This is a genomic window from uncultured Exiguobacterium sp. (genome assembly GCF_964277885.1).
GTDB lineage: Bacteria > Bacillota > Bacilli > Exiguobacteriales > Exiguobacteriaceae > Exiguobacterium_A.
In genome coordinates, this window is the sequence record NZ_CAXYJR010000005.1 from 507,270 (window position 1) to 525,012 (window position 17,743).

15 protein-coding genes, 1 riboswitch and 1 other annotated feature are annotated in these 17,743 nt (G+C 46.8%); of the genes, 13 read left to right on the top strand and 2 right to left on the bottom strand.

Annotation, left to right across the window (positions count from 1 at the left end):
* Nucleotides 1-186: 186 nt before the first annotated feature.
* The 6 genes from yugI to ACHWTJ_RS04305 all read left to right on the top strand — a co-directional run bounded on the left by yugI (nt 187) and on the right by ACHWTJ_RS04305 (nt 6,147).
* Complete coding sequence (gene yugI, locus ACHWTJ_RS04280) at nt 187-579, top strand: S1 domain-containing post-transcriptional regulator GSP13 (protein WP_012371159.1); 393 nt, start codon at nt 187-189, stop codon at nt 577-579.
* Between the two features lie 136 nt (nt 580-715).
* Nucleotides 716-1,882 (top strand): iron-containing alcohol dehydrogenase, encoded by a 1,167-nt coding sequence (locus tag ACHWTJ_RS04285; RefSeq protein ID WP_029342395.1) that lies wholly within the window; start codon nt 716-718, stop codon nt 1,880-1,882.
* Between the two features lie 113 nt (nt 1,883-1,995).
* A complete protein-coding gene (locus ACHWTJ_RS04290) occupies nt 1,996-3,345 on the top strand; it encodes a glucose-6-phosphate isomerase (RefSeq protein WP_394679174.1) in 1,350 nt (449 codons plus the stop codon).
* Nucleotides 3,346-3,516: 171 nt separating this feature from the next.
* Nucleotides 3,517-3,990 (top strand): RNA deprotection pyrophosphohydrolase, encoded by a 474-nt coding sequence (gene ytkD, locus ACHWTJ_RS04295; protein WP_294740370.1) that lies wholly within the window; start codon nt 3,517-3,519, stop codon nt 3,988-3,990.
* Nucleotides 3,962-4,726: an alpha/beta hydrolase family protein gene (locus ACHWTJ_RS04300; RefSeq protein ID WP_394679175.1), complete on the top strand. Its 765-nt coding sequence runs from the start codon at nt 3,962-3,964 to the stop codon at nt 4,724-4,726. Before ytkD ends, ACHWTJ_RS04300 begins: the two co-directional genes overlap by 29 nt.
* Before the next feature lie 167 nt (nt 4,727-4,893).
* A complete protein-coding gene (locus ACHWTJ_RS04305) occupies nt 4,894-6,147 on the top strand; it encodes an EAL and HDOD domain-containing protein (RefSeq protein ID WP_294740372.1) in 1,254 nt (417 codons plus the stop codon).
* A gap of 230 nt (nt 6,148-6,377) precedes the next feature.
* Here the strand turns inward: ACHWTJ_RS04305 and pckA are convergent, their stop codons facing one another.
* Nucleotides 6,378-7,946, bottom strand: a complete 1,569-nt coding sequence (gene pckA / locus ACHWTJ_RS04310; RefSeq protein WP_394679176.1) for a phosphoenolpyruvate carboxykinase (ATP) — start codon at nt 7,944-7,946, stop codon at nt 6,378-6,380.
* A gap of 234 nt (nt 7,947-8,180) precedes the next feature.
* A riboswitch (SAM riboswitch) is annotated at nt 8,181-8,307 on the top strand.
* Nucleotides 8,308-8,435: 128 nt separating this feature from the next.
* Here pckA and metK point away from each other — a divergent pair.
* From metK to ACHWTJ_RS04325, 3 genes are all read left to right on the top strand, one after another.
* Nucleotides 8,436-9,644 (top strand): methionine adenosyltransferase, encoded by a 1,209-nt coding sequence (gene metK, locus ACHWTJ_RS04315; protein WP_023469108.1) that lies wholly within the window; start codon nt 8,436-8,438, stop codon nt 9,642-9,644.
* 137 nt (nt 9,645-9,781) lie between these two features.
* Entirely contained in the window at nt 9,782-10,270 is a 489-nt protein-coding gene (locus ACHWTJ_RS04320) for a GNAT family N-acetyltransferase (protein ID WP_394679177.1), read from the top strand.
* Between the two features lie 78 nt (nt 10,271-10,348).
* Nucleotides 10,349-11,053, top strand: coding sequence for a serine aminopeptidase domain-containing protein (locus ACHWTJ_RS04325; protein WP_035396459.1), 705 nt, complete (start codon nt 10,349-10,351; stop codon nt 11,051-11,053).
* Nucleotides 11,054-11,103: 50 nt separating this feature from the next.
* On the opposite strand, the gene ACHWTJ_RS04330 is transcribed toward ACHWTJ_RS04325, so the two are convergent.
* Nucleotides 11,104-11,703, bottom strand: a complete 600-nt coding sequence (locus ACHWTJ_RS04330; protein WP_294743311.1) for a class I SAM-dependent methyltransferase — start codon at nt 11,701-11,703, stop codon at nt 11,104-11,106.
* Between the two features lie 153 nt (nt 11,704-11,856).
* Between ACHWTJ_RS04330 and ACHWTJ_RS04335 the strand changes: the two genes are divergently transcribed.
* From ACHWTJ_RS04335 to leuS, 4 genes are all read left to right on the top strand, one after another.
* Nucleotides 11,857-13,035, top strand: coding sequence for an MDR family MFS transporter (locus ACHWTJ_RS04335; RefSeq protein ID WP_394679178.1), 1,179 nt, complete (start codon nt 11,857-11,859; stop codon nt 13,033-13,035).
* A gap of 183 nt (nt 13,036-13,218) precedes the next feature.
* The gene (locus ACHWTJ_RS04340) at nt 13,219-14,253 is read left to right on the top strand and encodes a GNAT family N-acetyltransferase (RefSeq protein ID WP_394679179.1); all 1,035 of its coding nucleotides are present in this window, start codon (nt 13,219-13,221) and stop codon (nt 14,251-14,253) included.
* Nucleotides 14,254-14,347: 94 nt separating this feature from the next.
* The gene (locus ACHWTJ_RS04345; protein WP_394679180.1) at nt 14,348-14,992 is read left to right on the top strand and encodes an HAD family hydrolase; all 645 of its coding nucleotides are present in this window, start codon (nt 14,348-14,350) and stop codon (nt 14,990-14,992) included.
* A gap of 38 nt (nt 14,993-15,030) precedes the next feature.
* Nucleotides 15,031-15,253 (top strand) — a binding site (T-box leader).
* 46 nt (nt 15,254-15,299) lie between these two features.
* A complete protein-coding gene (gene leuS, locus ACHWTJ_RS04350; RefSeq protein ID WP_294740376.1) occupies nt 15,300-17,705 on the top strand; it encodes a leucine--tRNA ligase in 2,406 nt (801 codons plus the stop codon).
* Nucleotides 17,706-17,743: the final 38 nt, after the last annotated feature.

The following is a 17,743-nucleotide window of genomic DNA, read 5'->3' on the forward strand; positions in this document are numbered from 1 at the left end:
TGAGCAAAAGAACAAAAAAGGGCCGAACTCGGAAAGTTCGGCAGAATCAGGGGGAATACTTGAAGTCTTGCTACTAAAATGTTCCCTCGCGAAATAAAAAATAAACAAATTCCAAAAATATTTTTTACGATACAAGAAAAGTGTGTTATTATAAGTTGATGAATTTAGTTAGGGAGTGTATACATTATGGCAAACTTTGAAAAAGACCAAGTCGTTACTGGTAAAGTAACTGGTATTCAAAACTTCGGTGCTTTCGTAGCACTTGACGAGCAAACACAAGGTCTCGTCCACATTTCAGAAATCTCACACGATTACGTAAAAGACATCAACGATTACGTAAAAGTTGGCGATGAAGTAACTGTTAAAGTTCTCGACATCGACGAAGCTAACAAAAAAATGAAGCTTTCGATCAAAGCAACTCAGGAAGCTCCAAAACGTGAAGCACGCGCGAAAGGTCCACGTAAGAACGCTGGACGTCGCGATGCAGGTCCTGCTTTCAAACAAGAAGAAGCACCTGGATTCAACGTTCTTAAAGGTAAATTGGAAGAATGGATTGAAAAATCAAACTTCCAAAAATAAGCCACATGAGAGAATCGACATCGGTCGGTTCTCTTTTTTTATGCGATTTTTACATAGAATAAGCATTAAATTAGATGCGAAAGGGGAATGTGTGGATAATGTAAGGTGTTCATTACTTATTGAGGAGGCAACACAGATGGAAAACTTTGAATATCGCAATCCAACAAGACTTATTTTTGGTGACGGTCAAGTCAGCCAACTGAAACCACAACTCGAAGCACTCGGTGCGAAGAAAGTCATGCTCGTCTTCGGTGGCGGCAGTATTAAACGGAACGGCGTCTATGATGATGTCACACGTGAACTCAACGCGGCAGGAATCGAGTACGTCGAATGCGACGGTGTCGAACCAAACCCACGTATCGAAACTGCGGAACGCGGTATCAAAATCGCACGTGAAGCAGGCGTTGACGCATTGCTTGCACTCGGTGGCGGTTCTGTTATCGACTGCACGAAATTGATCGCAGCAGGTATCCCGTATGAAGGCGAAGCATGGGATCTCGTCATCGGTAAAGCGACACCAGAAACAGTCATTCCATTCGGAACAGTCTTGACGCTTGCGGCGACAGGTTCTGAGATGAACTCAGGATCCGTCATCACGAACTGGAAGACACAAGAGAAATACGGTTGGGGTAGCCCGCTCACATTCCCAACGTTCTCAATCCTTGATCCGAAATACACGGTCAGTGTGCCAAAAGATCAAACAATCTACGGTATCGTCGATATGATGAGTCACTGTCTCGAGCAATACTTCCACCCTGCACATGCGCCGGTTCAAGAACGCATGACAGAAGGTGTTATGAAAGCAGTCGTTGAAGCAGCACCAAAACTCGTCAACGATCTCGAGAACGTAGAACTTCGCGGAACAATCCTCTTCGCAGGTACAATGGCACTCAACGGAGTTCTCCAAATGGGAGCACGCGGTGACTGGGCATCACACAACATCGAACACGCGGTCTCAGCTGTTCACGATATCCCACACGCAGGTGGACTCGCGATCCTCTTCCCGAACTGGATGCGCCACGTACTTGACGAATCAAACGCACATCGTTTCGTGACACTCGGTGAGAATGTCTTTAACGTCGATACGGAAGGTAAATCAGAGATGGAAGCGGCACATGCGACAATCGACGCAATTAGTGCTTTCTGGACATCACTCGGTGCACCAAACCGTCTCGCTGATTACGACATCAAAGAAGATACAGTTGATTCAATCGTCAAGTCAGCAATGACACGTGGTGACTTCGGAAACTTCAAATCGCTCGGAAACGAGGATGTTCGTCAAATCGTGACAGCTGCCCTATAACGACCCGTAACATTTGCTAATCTTTTCACAAAAGACTTGAACGACCTTCCTTCTTGCGTTTTAATGAAAAGGAAGGTCGCATTTCGTTGCGAATGAATAAGGAGGACGATGGCATGTCAACAGTACGTTTTGATTATTCGAAAGCCCTACAATTCGTAGGTCAACATGAAGTAGATCACATGACGGAGACGGTAAAGACGCTCCACCATGCGATTCATGCAGGAACAGGCGCAGGAAGTGATTTCTTAGGATGGGTGGATCTTCCGACGAATTACGATCAAGCGGAATTTGCACGCATCCAAGCATCTGCAGAAAAAATCAAGTCGGATTCTGATGTGTTGTTAGTCGTCGGAATCGGCGGTTCGTATCTCGGTGCGCGTGCGGCAATCGAGATGCTTGGACACTCATTCCATAACTTGTTATCAAAAGAAGATCGCAAAGCACCACAAATCATCTATGCAGGTCATAATATCTCATCGACGTATCTGCATGATTTGTTCGAAGTTCTCGAAGGTAAAGATGTATCGGTCAACATCATCTCGAAATCGGGTACGACGACAGAACCAGCGATCTCGTTCCGTCTCTTGAAAGCATTCATGGAAGAGAAATACGGTAAAGCAGAAGCGAAACACCGGATTTACGCAACGACGGATAAAGCACGCGGTGCGTTAAAAACACTCGCAGACTCTGAAGGATACGAAACATTCGTCATTCCAGATGATGTCGGCGGACGTTTCTCTGTTCTGACACCGGTTGGTCTATTACCAATCGCAGCAGCAGGAATTTCAATCGACGAGTTGATGCAAGGGGCACGTGACGCGCAAGAGCGCTACGCGAGCGAAAACCTAGCTGACAACGAAGCGTATCAATACGCAGTCGTCCGAAATGCGCTCTATGCGAAAGGGAAGACGATCGAGCTTCTCGTCAACTACGAGCCAGCACTTCATTATGTATCAGAGTGGTGGAAACAATTGTACGGCGAGTCAGAAGGAAAAGACTTTAAAGGAATATTCCCAGCAGCAGTCGACTTCTCGACGGATCTCCACTCGATGGGGCAATACGTCCAAGAAGGTCGTCGTGACCTGTTCGAGACAGTCATCAAAGTCGGTCAAGCGCGCCATGCGTTGACTGTTGAAGAAGATGCTCAGGATCTCGATGGATTGAACTTCCTTGCAGGGAAGTCGATTCAGTTCGTCAACGATAAGGCAGCAGAAGGAACATTGCTCGCTCATACGGACGGACAAGTTCCGAACCTGACAGTCGAACTTCCAGAGATGACGCCGTATCACCTCGGATTCCTGTTCTACTTCTTTGAAAAAGCATGTGCGATGAGTGGTTACCTCCTTGGAGTGAACCCATTCGATCAGCCAGGCGTCGAAGCGTACAAGAAAAACATGTTCGCTCTTCTTGGGAAACCAGGATTCGAAGCAGAAAAAGCAGAGCTCGAAGCACGTTTGAAATAATGCGAAAAGACAGTCGATCGTTCCCTAGTGGAACATCGACTTTTTTTTTACGTTCACGAGATGAGGGCGATGCTCATTTTCCAGATTTATAGGCAATCCTAGCGTTTTCACTTTTAGAATACCCGTGAAACAGGTAAAGTGAAGTTAGAAGAAGAAATGAGGTGCACGTACGTGATTACATTCTTGGATTATTATCAAAATCAAGTGGAGTTAAGTTTTGAGGACCATCCGTTCTCGGATCGTCCTCTACATGTGTGGGTCATTGCCGTGTACGAAGGAAAATGGTTGCTGACCCATCATAAGCAACGTGGATACGAATTTCCGGGTGGGAAGGTTGAACCGGGTGAAACAGCAGAAGAAGCCGCACGTCGTGAAGTGATGGAAGAGACAGGTGGGAAAATCGATTCCTTGAAGTATGTCGGGCAATACCGCGTTGCTGGAAAAGGGGATACAATCATCAAAAACATCTATTTCGCACAAATCGGATCGTTGTCCTCTCATCTTGCCGTAGATGAAACAGATGGTGCTTTTCTGTTCGAGAAACTCCCTGATCGACTCGACACGAACCGACAATACAGTTTCATGATGAAGGACCGCGTCCTTCCGGAGACACTCCGTGTACTTAGCGAACGCCGATTGGTTTGAACTTCCGCGACAAGGTCCGTTTCGGACGTTTCGGATGTTCTATACAACGGCAGATGGGGAGCGCGTCGGCGCCTATATCGTACTTCCGCAAGTCACAAACGGTCAGGGAATTCTCTACTTACGAGGGGGAACACGATCCATTGGAATGGTTCGACCGACACGACTGCTCGCGTTTGCGCAGGCTGGATTTCTCGTTATGGCTCCCTTCTATCGGGGAAATTTAGGAGGGACAGGAAAAGAAGACTTCGGACATCGAGATGTCGAAGACGCATGCAGTGCTTTTGATTGGTTGCAGCAACGTGTCTCGCATGTCCACGCATTCGGATTTTCTCGTGGTGGACAGATGGCATTGCTCCTGGCGCACCACCGTCCAGTCGCCCGGACGGTGTCGTGGGCAGGTGTGACCGAGTTGGCATGGACCTATGAGGAGCAGAAGACGATGCAAAAGATGTTGCGTCGCTATACGGGAGGGACACCAGACACCGTACCTGAGGCGTATACCGTGCGTTCACCACTTTATGTCGCTCCTCAAGGTGACGTATTATTGGTTCATGGTGCGTATGATGAGAACGTTCGTTTACGACACGCGACGGCTTATGTTGCACGTCATCCCGAAAAGACGACACTTCAAACCTATGCCTATGCGCATCAGTTTCCGATTCATGAAAAGTTGCGTGTGACGCATAATGTACTAAAGTGGTTCGAGAATGGTATATGGAATCCGGATAAAAGATGATAGTTCAAGCAGTACGACAGGTGTCGTGCTGTTTTTTTGTGCTAAGGAAAATAATATAGAATTAAAAAAAAAGAACATTGATATGTTGTAAAAAACAATAATCTCCTAAAAAGTAAACTTTGATATAATAGATGGCATCTGAGAAGAATAGAGGAGGCATGAGAACGATGGATATCTTATTAGCACGTCAGCCCATCGTTAATCGAGTAGGTTCGATTGATGCATTTGAACTATTGTATCGTTCGATTGAACAAATCAGCGTGTTTGATGGTGATTTAGCGACGATGGATGTTTTGACAAATACACTTGTTCATATGGGTGTGGATCATGTAGCAGAAGGTAAGAAGCTATTTGTTAATTTCACGTCAGACCTGTTGAAAAGTGACTTGATTCATTATTTGGATTCAAGCCAATTCGTCATTGAAATTCTAGAAACAGTCGAGATCGATACAGAGATGCTGTCTGTTCTACGCAGTTGGAAAGAAGCGGGCTTTACGTTAGCACTCGATGATTTTGTGACGGATTTACTCCGACAGCATGGAGCGGAATTGTTTGAGTTGATCGATTTAATTAAAATCGACATCGAGGCGATTTCCCCTCGCGAGCAAAGTGCTATTCTACATATCATTCGCCGCAATTATCCTCATATCCGAATGCTGGCCGAGCGTGTCGAAACTCACGAGGATCATACACGGTGTCTTGACATGGGATATGACTGGTTTCAGGGATATTTTTATGCTAAACCGATGTTGATGAAAGGAAAGGCGGTCCCACCGCAACTACCGGTTTTATTAAAAATGCTGAAATGGCTTGATACGGATGAAAAGTACGATGAGGTCGTTGATGAGATTGAAGCGAATCCCTATATTAGTATTCAAGTGTTACAGCTAATCAATTCTCCAGGAATGGGTTTACGCAATACCGTCAGTTCCGTTCGTCAAGCGATTTCACTACTTGGCTTTTCGCAACTCAAAAGTTGGATTTCGTTGATTGTTTTACGTGAGATGAAGCTTGCTAGTCCTTATGAGTGGTCAAATGAGTTATTACGGTCCTCTTTACACTGTGCAAAGCTCTGTGAACTCTTTGCTACCGAAACACGAACACTACAACCGGAGAGTGCTTACATGATTGGCTTGTTATCGCACATCGATGCGTTATTATCCGTTGATATTGACGATATCATCGATCAATTGCCACTCGAAGATTCTCTGAAAATTGTTCTACAAGGAAAGGATCATCCGTTTCGGGATTGCTTAGTGCTTGCGATTAGTGCGGATCGTGGTGATTTTGATCAGTTTGAACTGCTGAGTCAGCGTTTAAATGTATCACTTCCGCGAGCCTATGCCTTACTGACGGAAAGTCAAGAGTGGCTCATGCAGCGAGAAAAACATATTCAAGAAGAGTCAGACTCGATCATATAACTAAATAAGAGTTTGGAGACTTTTTTCTAAACATAGGACGACGTGTAATCATTCTCTTAACTGAGTAGGATTACACGTTTTTATTCGTCTCGAATCGCTTGATAGGAAGAATTTCTAAGGATTAAGGAGTAACTAAAAAATCTGAGTCCGTGAAGATCGGACTCAGATTTTTTAGTGAAATGATGTAAATTCAGTGTCTATCTTTTTGATGCAAGTCAGAAAATTCTACTTTATAGGCGTGGACCAGCTGACTTGATCGCATCCGTCGCACTCTCGAAACGGAGGAAATTGTTCTGGAATTTCTCAGCAAGCGAACGCGCTTGTGTGTCGTATTCGTCCGGATTCGACCAGACGCGTACAGGGTTGAGTAACTCGCTTGGAACACCAGGAACTTCAAGCGGCATATGAAGTCCAAAGATCGGGTGTTCTTCTGTTGGAATTGTTGCAAGTGTACCGTTGACGGCAGCGTTGACCATCGTCCGTGTATACGATAGCTTCATACGGCTACCCGTTCCGTAAGCACCACCTGTCCAACCTGTGTTGACGAGATAAACGGTGACACCGTGACGATCAATCAATTCGCCGAGCATCGTCGCATATTTTTCAGGCATCAGTGGAAGGAACGGTGAACCGAAGCATGTCGAGAACGTTGCTTCCGGTTCCGTGATACCCCGTTCTGTACCAGCGAGTTTTGATGTATACCCTGATAGGAAGTGGTACATCGCTTGTTCTTTCGTCAATTTACTGATCGGAGGCAAGACACCGTACGCATCAGCTGTCAAGAAAACGATTGTCTTCGGGTGACCAGCGCGTGATGGAACAGCGATGTTATCGATTGCTGTGATCGGATAAGCGGCACGCGTATTTTCCGTCAACGATGTATCATCGTAATCAGGATGACGGGCTTCATCGAGCACGACGTTCTCAAGGACGGTTCCAAAACGGATCGCGTCAAAGATTTGTGGTTCTTTTTCACGCGATAGGTTGACCGTCTTCGCATAACATCCCCCTTCGATGTTGAAGACACCGTCGTGCGACCAACCATGTTCGTCGTCCCCAATCAATTGACGACTATCGTCTGCTGAAAGGGTGGTCTTACCAGTACCAGATAGACCGAAGAACAAGGCAACGTCGCCTTCGTGTCCAACGTTTGCCGAGCAGTGCATCGAAAGCACGTTTTCTTGTGGCAAGAGGTAGTTCATGACGGAAAAGATCGATTTTTTAATTTCGCCAGCGTATTCCGTTCCACCGATCAAGACGATCCGGTGTTCAAACGACATCGCGATGAACGTCTCGGAGTTCGTTCCGTCAACGGCAGGATCTGCTTTAAAATGTGGCGCATAGACGACCGTGAACGGTTCGAAGGCAGCCACTTCAGGATACTCGCGTAAAAAGAGTTGTTTGGCAAACAGGTTATGCCAAGCGTATTGTGTGAGCACACGGACCGGAAGGGTGAAGTGCGTATCTGCACCTGCTGCAGCTTCTGTGTAGTAGAGCTGATCGGCTTCGTTCATGTAACGAAGAACCTTTTGCAACAATTGTTCAAATTTGTCTCCATCCATCGGTTGGTTGACATGACCCCAATCAATGTGAGACTCGCAGGAAGAATCACGGACGATGAACTTATCTTTTGGTGAACGACCTGTAAATTTCCCCGTTTCTACAGATAATGCGCCGTTCTCAGCAAGGACACCTTCTTCGTTTCGAATCGCATGTTCGACAAGTTCAGCAACAGATAGTTGTTTGAACACATGCTCTTTCTTGAGTAGTTCTTCGATATTCAGGACCGTCATCGGCATCCTGACCCCACCTTTCCCCTACGTTGGTTTTGGCTCACTGCATTTAGTATGACACATTTATTATATATGACATACTAAAGAGAGAGCAATCATTTTCTCGTGCTGATTTCTATTTATCTGGAAACGCTTTCAGCATTAACAGTTTAACATCTCTTTCAAAAAGTTTCGACTAGAATTTGAAACCTTGCTTGACAGAGTAGGTACAACTTTATATCATGTAATTCGTAACGGATACTCTTATTCTGAGCAGGTGGAGGGAACAAGGCCCGAAGAAACCCGGCAACCGTCCTACATTAATTCACATATTAATGAGGGAAAAGGTGCTCTCCTGAAGCGAAGTAAACACTTCGAACGATAAGAGGGTAAAGGAAGAACGCACAACCTTTCCCTGACCATTTTTTGGACTTGGAAAGGTTTTTTTCATTTTACCGTCCCACTCAACTAGGGGAAATGAGTACACCGTCAAATTCTTTTTTGGGAGGGTCATACATGACAAACCTTAATCGCCGACTATTCACGTCGGAGTCAGTCACTGAAGGTCATCCAGATAAAATCTGTGACCAAATTTCGGATTCAATTCTTGATGCAATCCTCGCAGCGGATCCAAACGCGCGTGTTGCGGCAGAAACTTCTGTTACAACAGGTCTCGTTCTCGTTGCAGGTGAGATCACGACATCGACTTATGTCGACATTCCAAAAGTCGTCCGTGAAACGATTCGTGAAATCGGTTATACACGCGCGAAATACGGTTTTGACGCGGACACATGTGCTGTATTGACATCAATCGATGAGCAATCAGCAGACATCGCTCTTGGTGTCGACCAAGCGCTTGAAGCACGTGAAGGTAGCATGTCTGATGCAGAAATCGATGCAATCGGTGCAGGAGACCAAGGTCTCATGTTCGGTTACGCAACGAAAGAAACACCAGAACTCATGCCACTTCCAATCTCTCTCTCTCACCGTCTCGCACGCCGTTTGGCAGAAGTGCGTAAAAACGGTCAACTCGACTACCTTCGTCCGGACGGAAAAACACAAGTCACGGTCGAATACAACGAGAACAACGAGCCGGTTCGTGTCGATACGATCGTCATCTCGACACAACACGCAGAAGAAGTCACGCTTGAGCAAATCCAAGCTGACTTGAAAGAACACGTCATCACACCGGTCATCCCGGCTGAATATATCGACGCAGCAACGAAATTCTTCATCAACCCAACAGGTCGTTTCGTCATCGGTGGACCACAAGGAGATGCTGGATTGACTGGTCGTAAGATCATCGTTGATACGTACGGTGGATACGCACGCCACGGCGGTGGAGCATTCTCAGGTAAAGATCCAACAAAAGTCGACCGTTCAGCTGCATACGCAGCACGTTACGTCGCGAAGAACCTCGTTGCTGCAGGTCTTGCAGATAAAGCAGAAGTTCAACTCGCGTACGCAATCGGTGTTGCGCATCCGGTATCAATCGCGGTTGACACATTCGGTACAGGAAAACTTCCTGAAGCGCAACTCGTCGAATTGGTTGCTGAAAACTTCGATCTTCGTCCGGCTGGAATCATCAACATGCTTGATCTCCGTCGTCCGATCTATCGTCAAACAGCTGCATACGGTCACTTCGGTCGTACAGATGTTGAGCTTCCATGGGAGCAAACAGATAAAGCAGCAGTTCTTGAAGAACAAGCAAAACGTTTCGCATAATCAAAAAGTCCGAAAATCCTACGCGGGTTTTCGGACTTTTTTGTTTCAGGGGAACTTTGCAGGAAACGAATGTTTTTTCTAGAAGAGGGTAAAAGTACATGAGTCGATTCGTATGAATACAAAGGGGGGTTCCGATTATGGAAATACGCGAAGCTATTCCAGCTGATGCAGGACGTATTCATGACATTGCCGTCACATCTTGGTTGGATACGTATGCAGAAATCTATTCCGAGCGTTCGAAAGCGCATTTCGTGCAGGAGGCGTATCCGCAAGAAGAAGTCGTTCGTGCGATCCGGACGGCGGAAGAAGCACGGGGAGAGTATTTTTATGTCGGAATCATCGACGAGGAGATCGTCGGTTTCATTCATGCTGTTGATGTTGAGGGAACGTGGGAAATCGTTCGTCTATATGTTTTACCGAAATATCAGCAAAACGGAATCGGGCGACGGCTGATCCGGGAACTCGAACGACAAGAAGCCGTCCCACTCGAAGTATACGTAGAAGCACGTAACTATAAAGCGCGTCAGTTTTTGACCTCATTCGGTTTTGAAGAACTCAGTGAGATGACAGAAGAAGTCTTTGGGCAAGTAGAATCTGTCATTCGTCTTCGCCATGTCGCCTCGTGAAATCCGTCTTGGGACGGTTTCGTGTGCGTTTGAAATAAGGTATCGTAAAAAGGAAGTATGAAGTGAAGAGGTGAGTTTGTGGTTGAACAACCAACAGGAATCATCGTATTAGTCTATCCGTTACAACTGCGTGCCCGTCCGAGTGAAGCTTTGATTCGGGTACTCGAACGAGAGTATGAAGTACTGCTCGTTGACGCACCACGTCGTATCTCGTTTGAAGAACATGGTCAACTGTTAAAAGAAGCATTACGTGAAGCCGGGAAACGCAAGCTACCGATTCATATCGTCGCATGTAGCATGGGCGCACTCGTCGTCAATCGTCTGTTGCAAGAGTATGAATTACCGGTCGCAAGCCTTGCGTTTATTTCACCGTTGTTTGATTGGCACCCTTCAAAACAACTCGGAGGCGTCAAACAAGTCTTCGCAAGTGCGTTCGATCGTTTCCGGCCCGATGCGCCACTCGGTACGTTGCCGTTTGGTCAAAGTACGGAAGATACCGTTCGTATCGGTGAACTGACCTATGCACAGTACCGGGAAATCGAAGAAGAGATCGTCGTACATGACGAGGAACGAAAAAAACTACCACGTGTGAACTTGGCTTGTTTTTATGCACCGGACGATCAGTTCGCAGACGTCAAGTTGACGCTTGAAGTATGCCGGAAAATGGGTGGCGATCAGATTTACTTACAACGTCTACACGGTTTTCCGCATTTTAGTTTCGAACGGTTGAACACACGGTTTGCAGAAAAATTAATGTTGTTCTTTAAGCTTGTTGAGGAATGAAGTAATAAAAGTGATGCCTCTAAAAAAGGGCATCACTTTTTTGTGTCCCGTCATCCGCGTACTTTTTTCTCGATCGCGATGATGAACGGGGGATGATTTTGTTGATTCAAGAAACGGTACTGGAGAACGGCATAATCTTGCTGATCAAGGGCGGTGACGTAATCGAGGACAGCGTCGCGTTCTCGTTTTCCTTCTAGGTGCCCGTGATAGACGACGAGGACGACAAGACCGCCGGGAGCGAGGACCGGGAGGAGGGCATCGAGTGCTTCGAGCGTCTCTTCTCCGGTCGTCGTGATTGATTTGTCGCTTCCAGGTAGGTATCCGAGATTGAAGACACCAGCGCGGACAGGACGTTGTTCGTCCGAAAGACGGGCACCGACATGGATGTGGCTTTCATGGTAAAGGTCGACGCGTGCTAACATTCCGGCTTCGTCGAGACGTCGCGTCGACTCCTCGATGGCTTGTGCCTGGACGTCGAACGCAAGGACCCTTCCATCTGGACCGACGCGTTCTGCTAAAAACTGTGTATCATGTCCATTTCCGGCAGTCATATCGACGACGCAGTCTCCAGGTTCGATAACGGACTCGAGTAATTGTTTCGTATAAGGTAGTACACGGGCAAGTGACATGGCATAGACTCCTGTTCCTATAGTCTGTTTTTCTAGTAATGGTTCAGTATGTGCAAGATTCTTTCTGCATTATATCATTTTTTGATTCGTTGACGAAAAGCGAAGTAGCTTGACAGTTAGGGGACGGATTGCGTAAAGTGGCAAGGTTGAGAATGAAATAGGAGGACCACAGGTATGCCAAAATTACCAAAAGCGGTCTGGATCCTCGTCCTTGCGATGGCCATCAATACGACGGGATCCTCTTTTTTATGGCCGTTTAATACATTATATATTCATGAATATTTAGGAGAGTCGATGACAAAAGCAGGGATGGCATTGTTCGTCAACTCGGCCTTAGCAATCGTCGGAAACTACTTAGGTGGAAAAGCGTTTGACCGTCTCGGCGGCAAGGAGACGCTTGTCATCAGTGTCATCGGACTTGTCCTGTCTTCCGTTGGCTTGTTGCTGTTTCATCAGACGTACCTCGGATACGTCGCGATGCTTGGATTGATTGGATTCGTCGGTGGGATGGTTTTTCCGACGATCTACGCGATGACGGGTGTCATCTGGCCAGAAGGCGGGCGACGTGCCTTTAACGCGATCTATGTCGCACAAAACGTCGGTGTAGCGCTCGGGACAGCAGTCAGTGGTCAAATTGCTGCCTTTTCGATTCAGTACATCTTCATCGCTAATCTCGTCCTCTACATCGCCTTTGCCATCATTTTGTTCGTCGGTTTATCCTGGATTCAGGCACCTGCACGGATGCATGCGGCACATGACGAGATCGAAACGACACGCACACCCCTTGCACGCGGTGCGGCACGGACGATGTTGCTTGTCTCGATCGGTTATGCCTTGCTTTGGTTCGTTTATGTGCAATGGCAAGGAACATTTGCTGTACACACGAAATCGCTCGGTGTCACGATTTCCGAGTACTCGATTCTTTGGACGATCAACGGAGCACTCATCGTGTTCGCACAACCTTTACTAACACCTATTCTTCGTTGGTTTGGAGATGACTTAAAGCGACAATTGATGACCGGTACAGGAATCTTCCTCTTGTCTTATCTGATCGTTCCGTTCGCAGGCGGCTTTAAGATGTTCCTCGTCGCGATGATCATTTTGACGATCGGTGAGATGTTCATCTGGCCAGCGGTTCCTGCTATGGCGGCGAGACTCGCACCGATCGGAAAAGAAGGAGAATTCCAAGGGTACGTTAATATTGCTGCTTCAGCGGGGCGGATGATCAGTCCGACCGTTGGAGGGTTGATCTATGATTTATCCGGTATGTCAGCGGTCTTCTTGACATTGATTGGATTGATTCTGTTAGCAGGCGTCGTCTTCCTTCGTGCTATTCCAAAAATCACATTATGAGCATCATCTGTAAGACAGCGGACATTATGACCGCTGTCTTTTGTTACGTCATTCGTTCCAAAACCATAAAATAAACATTTAATAATATGGAATATTTCGGCAAAGAAACGGGTACTTTCTAATCAAGAACTTGAAAAAGAAAGGTCATATGAACGTTGCTTCTTTTTGACTGGAGGTGCACGAATGGAAAGGTGTCAATTCATCACAGATGCCACAACTTGGACGACACACGTACAGCAACAACCTCTTGATATCTTCTACAGTCACCAATACGTCACGCTCAACGCTAGACCGTCTGAGCAAGCGGTGCTATTCCGTTATGAAGGTGATGCAGGAACACTGTTCTATCCCTTTTTGAAGCGCCGGATTTTTGATACGCCTTATTCAGATCTCATCACGCCGTATGGCTATGGTGGACCGGAAATCATCGGTCAACTGACTGCGGCTGAAATGCAGCATGCACGCTTATTGTTTGAAAGGTGGGCAGAGCGAGAAGCGATCGTCTCGGAAATGATTCGCTTTAATCCATTGACGGGAAATGAACGTTTCATGCGGGATTGGACGAAAGTCTCCTTCATCCGTCATACGACGAGTATCGATTTACGCCCTTCAATAGAGGACATCATGCAGACATTTCATAAGAAGACGAGAAGTATGATTCGCAAATCGCTTGCCTCTCCTTTAACCGTCAGAATAGGAACGCGAGACGACCTACCTGTTTTTGTAGCGTTATATCATGAAACGATGGACCGAAAGAATGCTTCGGCTCATTACTATTTTACGGTGAGTTATTTTGAGCAGTTATTTGAAGCAAATCCACTCTGTGAGCCATTGTTACTGATTGCGGAAATCGACGGAGAACCTGTTGGTGGATACTTCGTATTGCTCGGAAAAGAATATGCTCACGGTCATTTGATTGGTTGTAAGCGGGACGAAGCGAAGATGTTCCCGAATCAGCGACTCGAGTACGAAGCGATTCTTCAGGCGAAAGCACGCGGTCTTGTCGAACAACATCTCGGGGGTGGATATCAAGAACGGGATAGTCTCTTTGAGAGTAAATGCCGTTACACCGGATATCGTTTATTTGAGTATCATCAAGGAAAATCGATTTTTCAGCCAGCTATATACGATCAGTTATGTATACGATACGGGTCAGATGCTGATTCGGATTATTTTCCAGCTTACCGACAAACCAGTGTCCAAATGGCGACAAGTTAAACAGTAACTAAATGGAGAAGGTGAAACGACTACATCGTGTAGTCGTTTTTTTGATATGCTGAAACCATGATAGATCAATTGAGGGGGATGTGTCTTGAAAAAACGAGGTCTTATTTTTGATATGGATGGGGTCATCTTAGATAGTGAAATCCGCTACTTTGAGGTCCATCAGCAGATGTTCAAAACGTTATCGATTCCGCTCGATCCGGTTCAGTATGCGACGTTCATGGGAAAAACAGGAGATGAGATGTGGGAAGAACTTGTTGTGCAACACGAGCTTCCCGAAACAGCGAGTGCGTTACTTGAGGAAGAACATCGCTTGTTTCAAATCCATGCAAAACCGGAGGAATGTGGTTTAAAAGATGGAGTCAAACAAGTCATCGAACAAGCGACGTCTCTTGGTTACGATATCGGGATCGCTTCTTCGAGTTCGCTTCAAAAAATCGAACGCGTCATCCGTCATTATGAGCTTCCGATCACACACTACGTCAGTGGGGAAGAAGTCGTCCGTTCGAAGCCGGATCCTGCGATTTTTAAATTAGCAGCATCGCGTATCGGACATACACCTGAGAACTGTCTCGTCATTGAAGACGCAGCGAACGGGATGATCGGTGCGAAGGCAGCAGGCATGGAAGTAATTGCGCTTCTTGATGACCGGATGCCAGCGCAACGCTTGGAACAAGCAGATCATATTGCGCGATCGCATGCAGAAATCGAGGAAATTTTACGGAAGCGTTGACGCTTGAGGAAGAAACAGATTACACTAGGAAAAGATAGTCAAATGCATGGAACTGAAGTAGTAGGGGAAAGGTGCCGTCAAGAGAGCTGGTGGAAGGTGCGAACCAGTCGGTAACAACCGTGAACTCGTCAGGGAGCACGATTCGTGAAATCGTAGTAGCGAATCCGGTCTTTCACACCGTTATCCGTGAATCAAGCGGTCTGTCATAGACAGACAACGTGGGTGGTACCGCGGAAGCCAAACCGGTCTTTCGTCCCTATTCCTAGGGGCGGAAGACCGGTTTTTTTAGATTAGAGGAGGAAAAGACATGCCGTACAATCATCGCGAAATCGAACCAAAATGGCAGGCGCGTTGGGATCAAGACAACGCCTTCATCACGACAGAAGATCCAGAAAAAGAAGGGTTTTATGCCCTTGATATGTTCCCGTATCCGTCAGGTGCCGGACTCCACGTTGGACACCCGGAAGGCTACACAGCAACCGATATCCTTGCACGGATGAAACGGATGCAAGGATACAACGTCTTGCACCCAATGGGTTGGGATGCGTTTGGGTTACCAGCAGAACAATACGCCCTCGATACGGGGAATGACCCACGTGAATTCACAGCGAAAAACATCGAGACGTTCAAGCGTCAGTTGAAAGAACTTGGATTCTCCTATGACTGGGATCGTGAAATCAACACGACGGATCCGAAGTATTACAAATGGACACAGTGGATCTTTACGAAGTTGTATGAAAAAGGACTTGCGTTCGTGGACGAAGTTGCGGTCAACTGGTGCCCGGCACTCGGAACCGTTCTTGCGAATGAAGAAGTCATCGACGGATTATCTGAACGCGGAAATCATCCGGTCGTGCGTGTCCCGATGCGTCAATGGGTCTTGAAAATCACGGAATATGCGGATCGTCTTCTTGAAGATCTCGATGATCTCGATTGGCCAGATTCTGTCAAAGAGATGCAACGGAACTGGATCGGAAAATCAGAAGGTGCTGAGATCGATTTCACGATTGATGGACATAAAAAACAAGTCACGGTCTTTACGACACGTCCGGACACAATCTTTGGTGCGACGTACCTCGTGCTTGCACCGGAGCATCCATTCGTAGCTGATATCACGACAGCGGATCACAAGGAAGCCGTCGATGCATACATTTCGCAAGTCCAAACGAAGTCGGACCTCGAGCGGACGGATTTAGCGAAGGAAAAAACAGGTGTCTTCACGGGTGCTTTCGCCGTCAATCCAATCTCAGGTGATCGTCTTCCGATCTGGATCGCTGATTATGTCCTTGCTTCGTACGGAACGGGTGCAATTATGGCGGTTCCAGGACATGATGAGCGCGACCATGAATTCGCGAAACAATTCGACTTGCCAATCGTTGAGGTCGTCGCGGGTGGAAACGTTGATGAAGCAGCCTATACAGGAGAGGGCGAACACGTCAACTCGCATATGCTTGATGGTCTTGGAAAACAAGAAGCAATCGAGACGATGATTGCTGAACTCGAAACGAATCAAGTCGGACGTAAGAAAATCACGTATCGTCTCCGCGACTGGTTGTTCAGTCGTCAACGGTATTGGGGCGAGCCGATTCCAGTCGTTCATATGGAAGATGGTTCGATGAAGACGCTCAGCCAAGAGGAATTACCGCTCGAACTTCCAATCATTCCGGAGATCAAGCCGTCTGGTACAGGCGAATCACCACTTGCGCTTGCGGAAGACTGGTTGGATTATACGGATCCTGAAACAGGAATGAAAGGGCGTCGCGAGACGAATACGATGCCACAATGGGGCGGAAGCTGCTGGTATTATCTTCGTTTCATCGATCCGCACAATGAAGAGGCGATCGCGGATCCAGAAAAATTAAAATACTGGCTCCCGGTCGATATTTATATCGGTGGTGCGGAACACGCCGTTCTCCACTTATTGTATGCACGCTTCTGGCATAAAGTCTTGTATGATGCAGGCGTCGTGCCAACAAAAGAACCATTCCAGAAGTTATACAACCAAGGGATGATTCTTGGAGAGAACAACGAGAAGATGTCGAAATCACGCGGTAACGTCATCAATCCGGATGAAATCGTCAAATCGCATGGTGCAGATACGTTACGCTTGTATGAAATGTTCATGGGACCACTCGATGCATCGGTTGCCTGGTCTGAGAACGGTCTTGACGGGGCGCGTCGTTTCCTCGATCGTGTCTGGCGCTTGTTCGAACGGACAGCAGACATTCAAGACGTCACAGAAGTCAATGCTGACTTCGAGCGGACGTACCATCAGACGGTCAAGAAGGTTACGGAAGACTTCGCGAACATCCAGTTCAACACTGGAATTTCGCAACTCATGGTCTTCGTCAACGAAGCAAACAAACAGCCAGTTCTTCCGCGTCACTTCCTTCGTGGATTCATCCAATTGTTAACACCAGTTGCACCGCACCTTGGTGAAGAACTCTGGGAACAACTTGGATTTGAAGAGACATTGACGTATGCGGCATGGCCAACATTCGATGAATCGAAACTCGTCAGCGATACGATGGAATTCGTCATTCAAGTGAACGGAAAAGTTCGCTCGAAAATCGAAATCAATATCGACGCGACAAAAGAAGAAATCGAGGCACTTGCCTTTGCCGATGAAAAGACACAAGAATGGATCGGCGACAAGACGGTTCGAAAAGTCATCGTCGTACCGAAAAAACTCATCAATATCGTGGCGAACTAAGTCATGACCCCTTCCGTTCACTTGATATGAATGGAAGG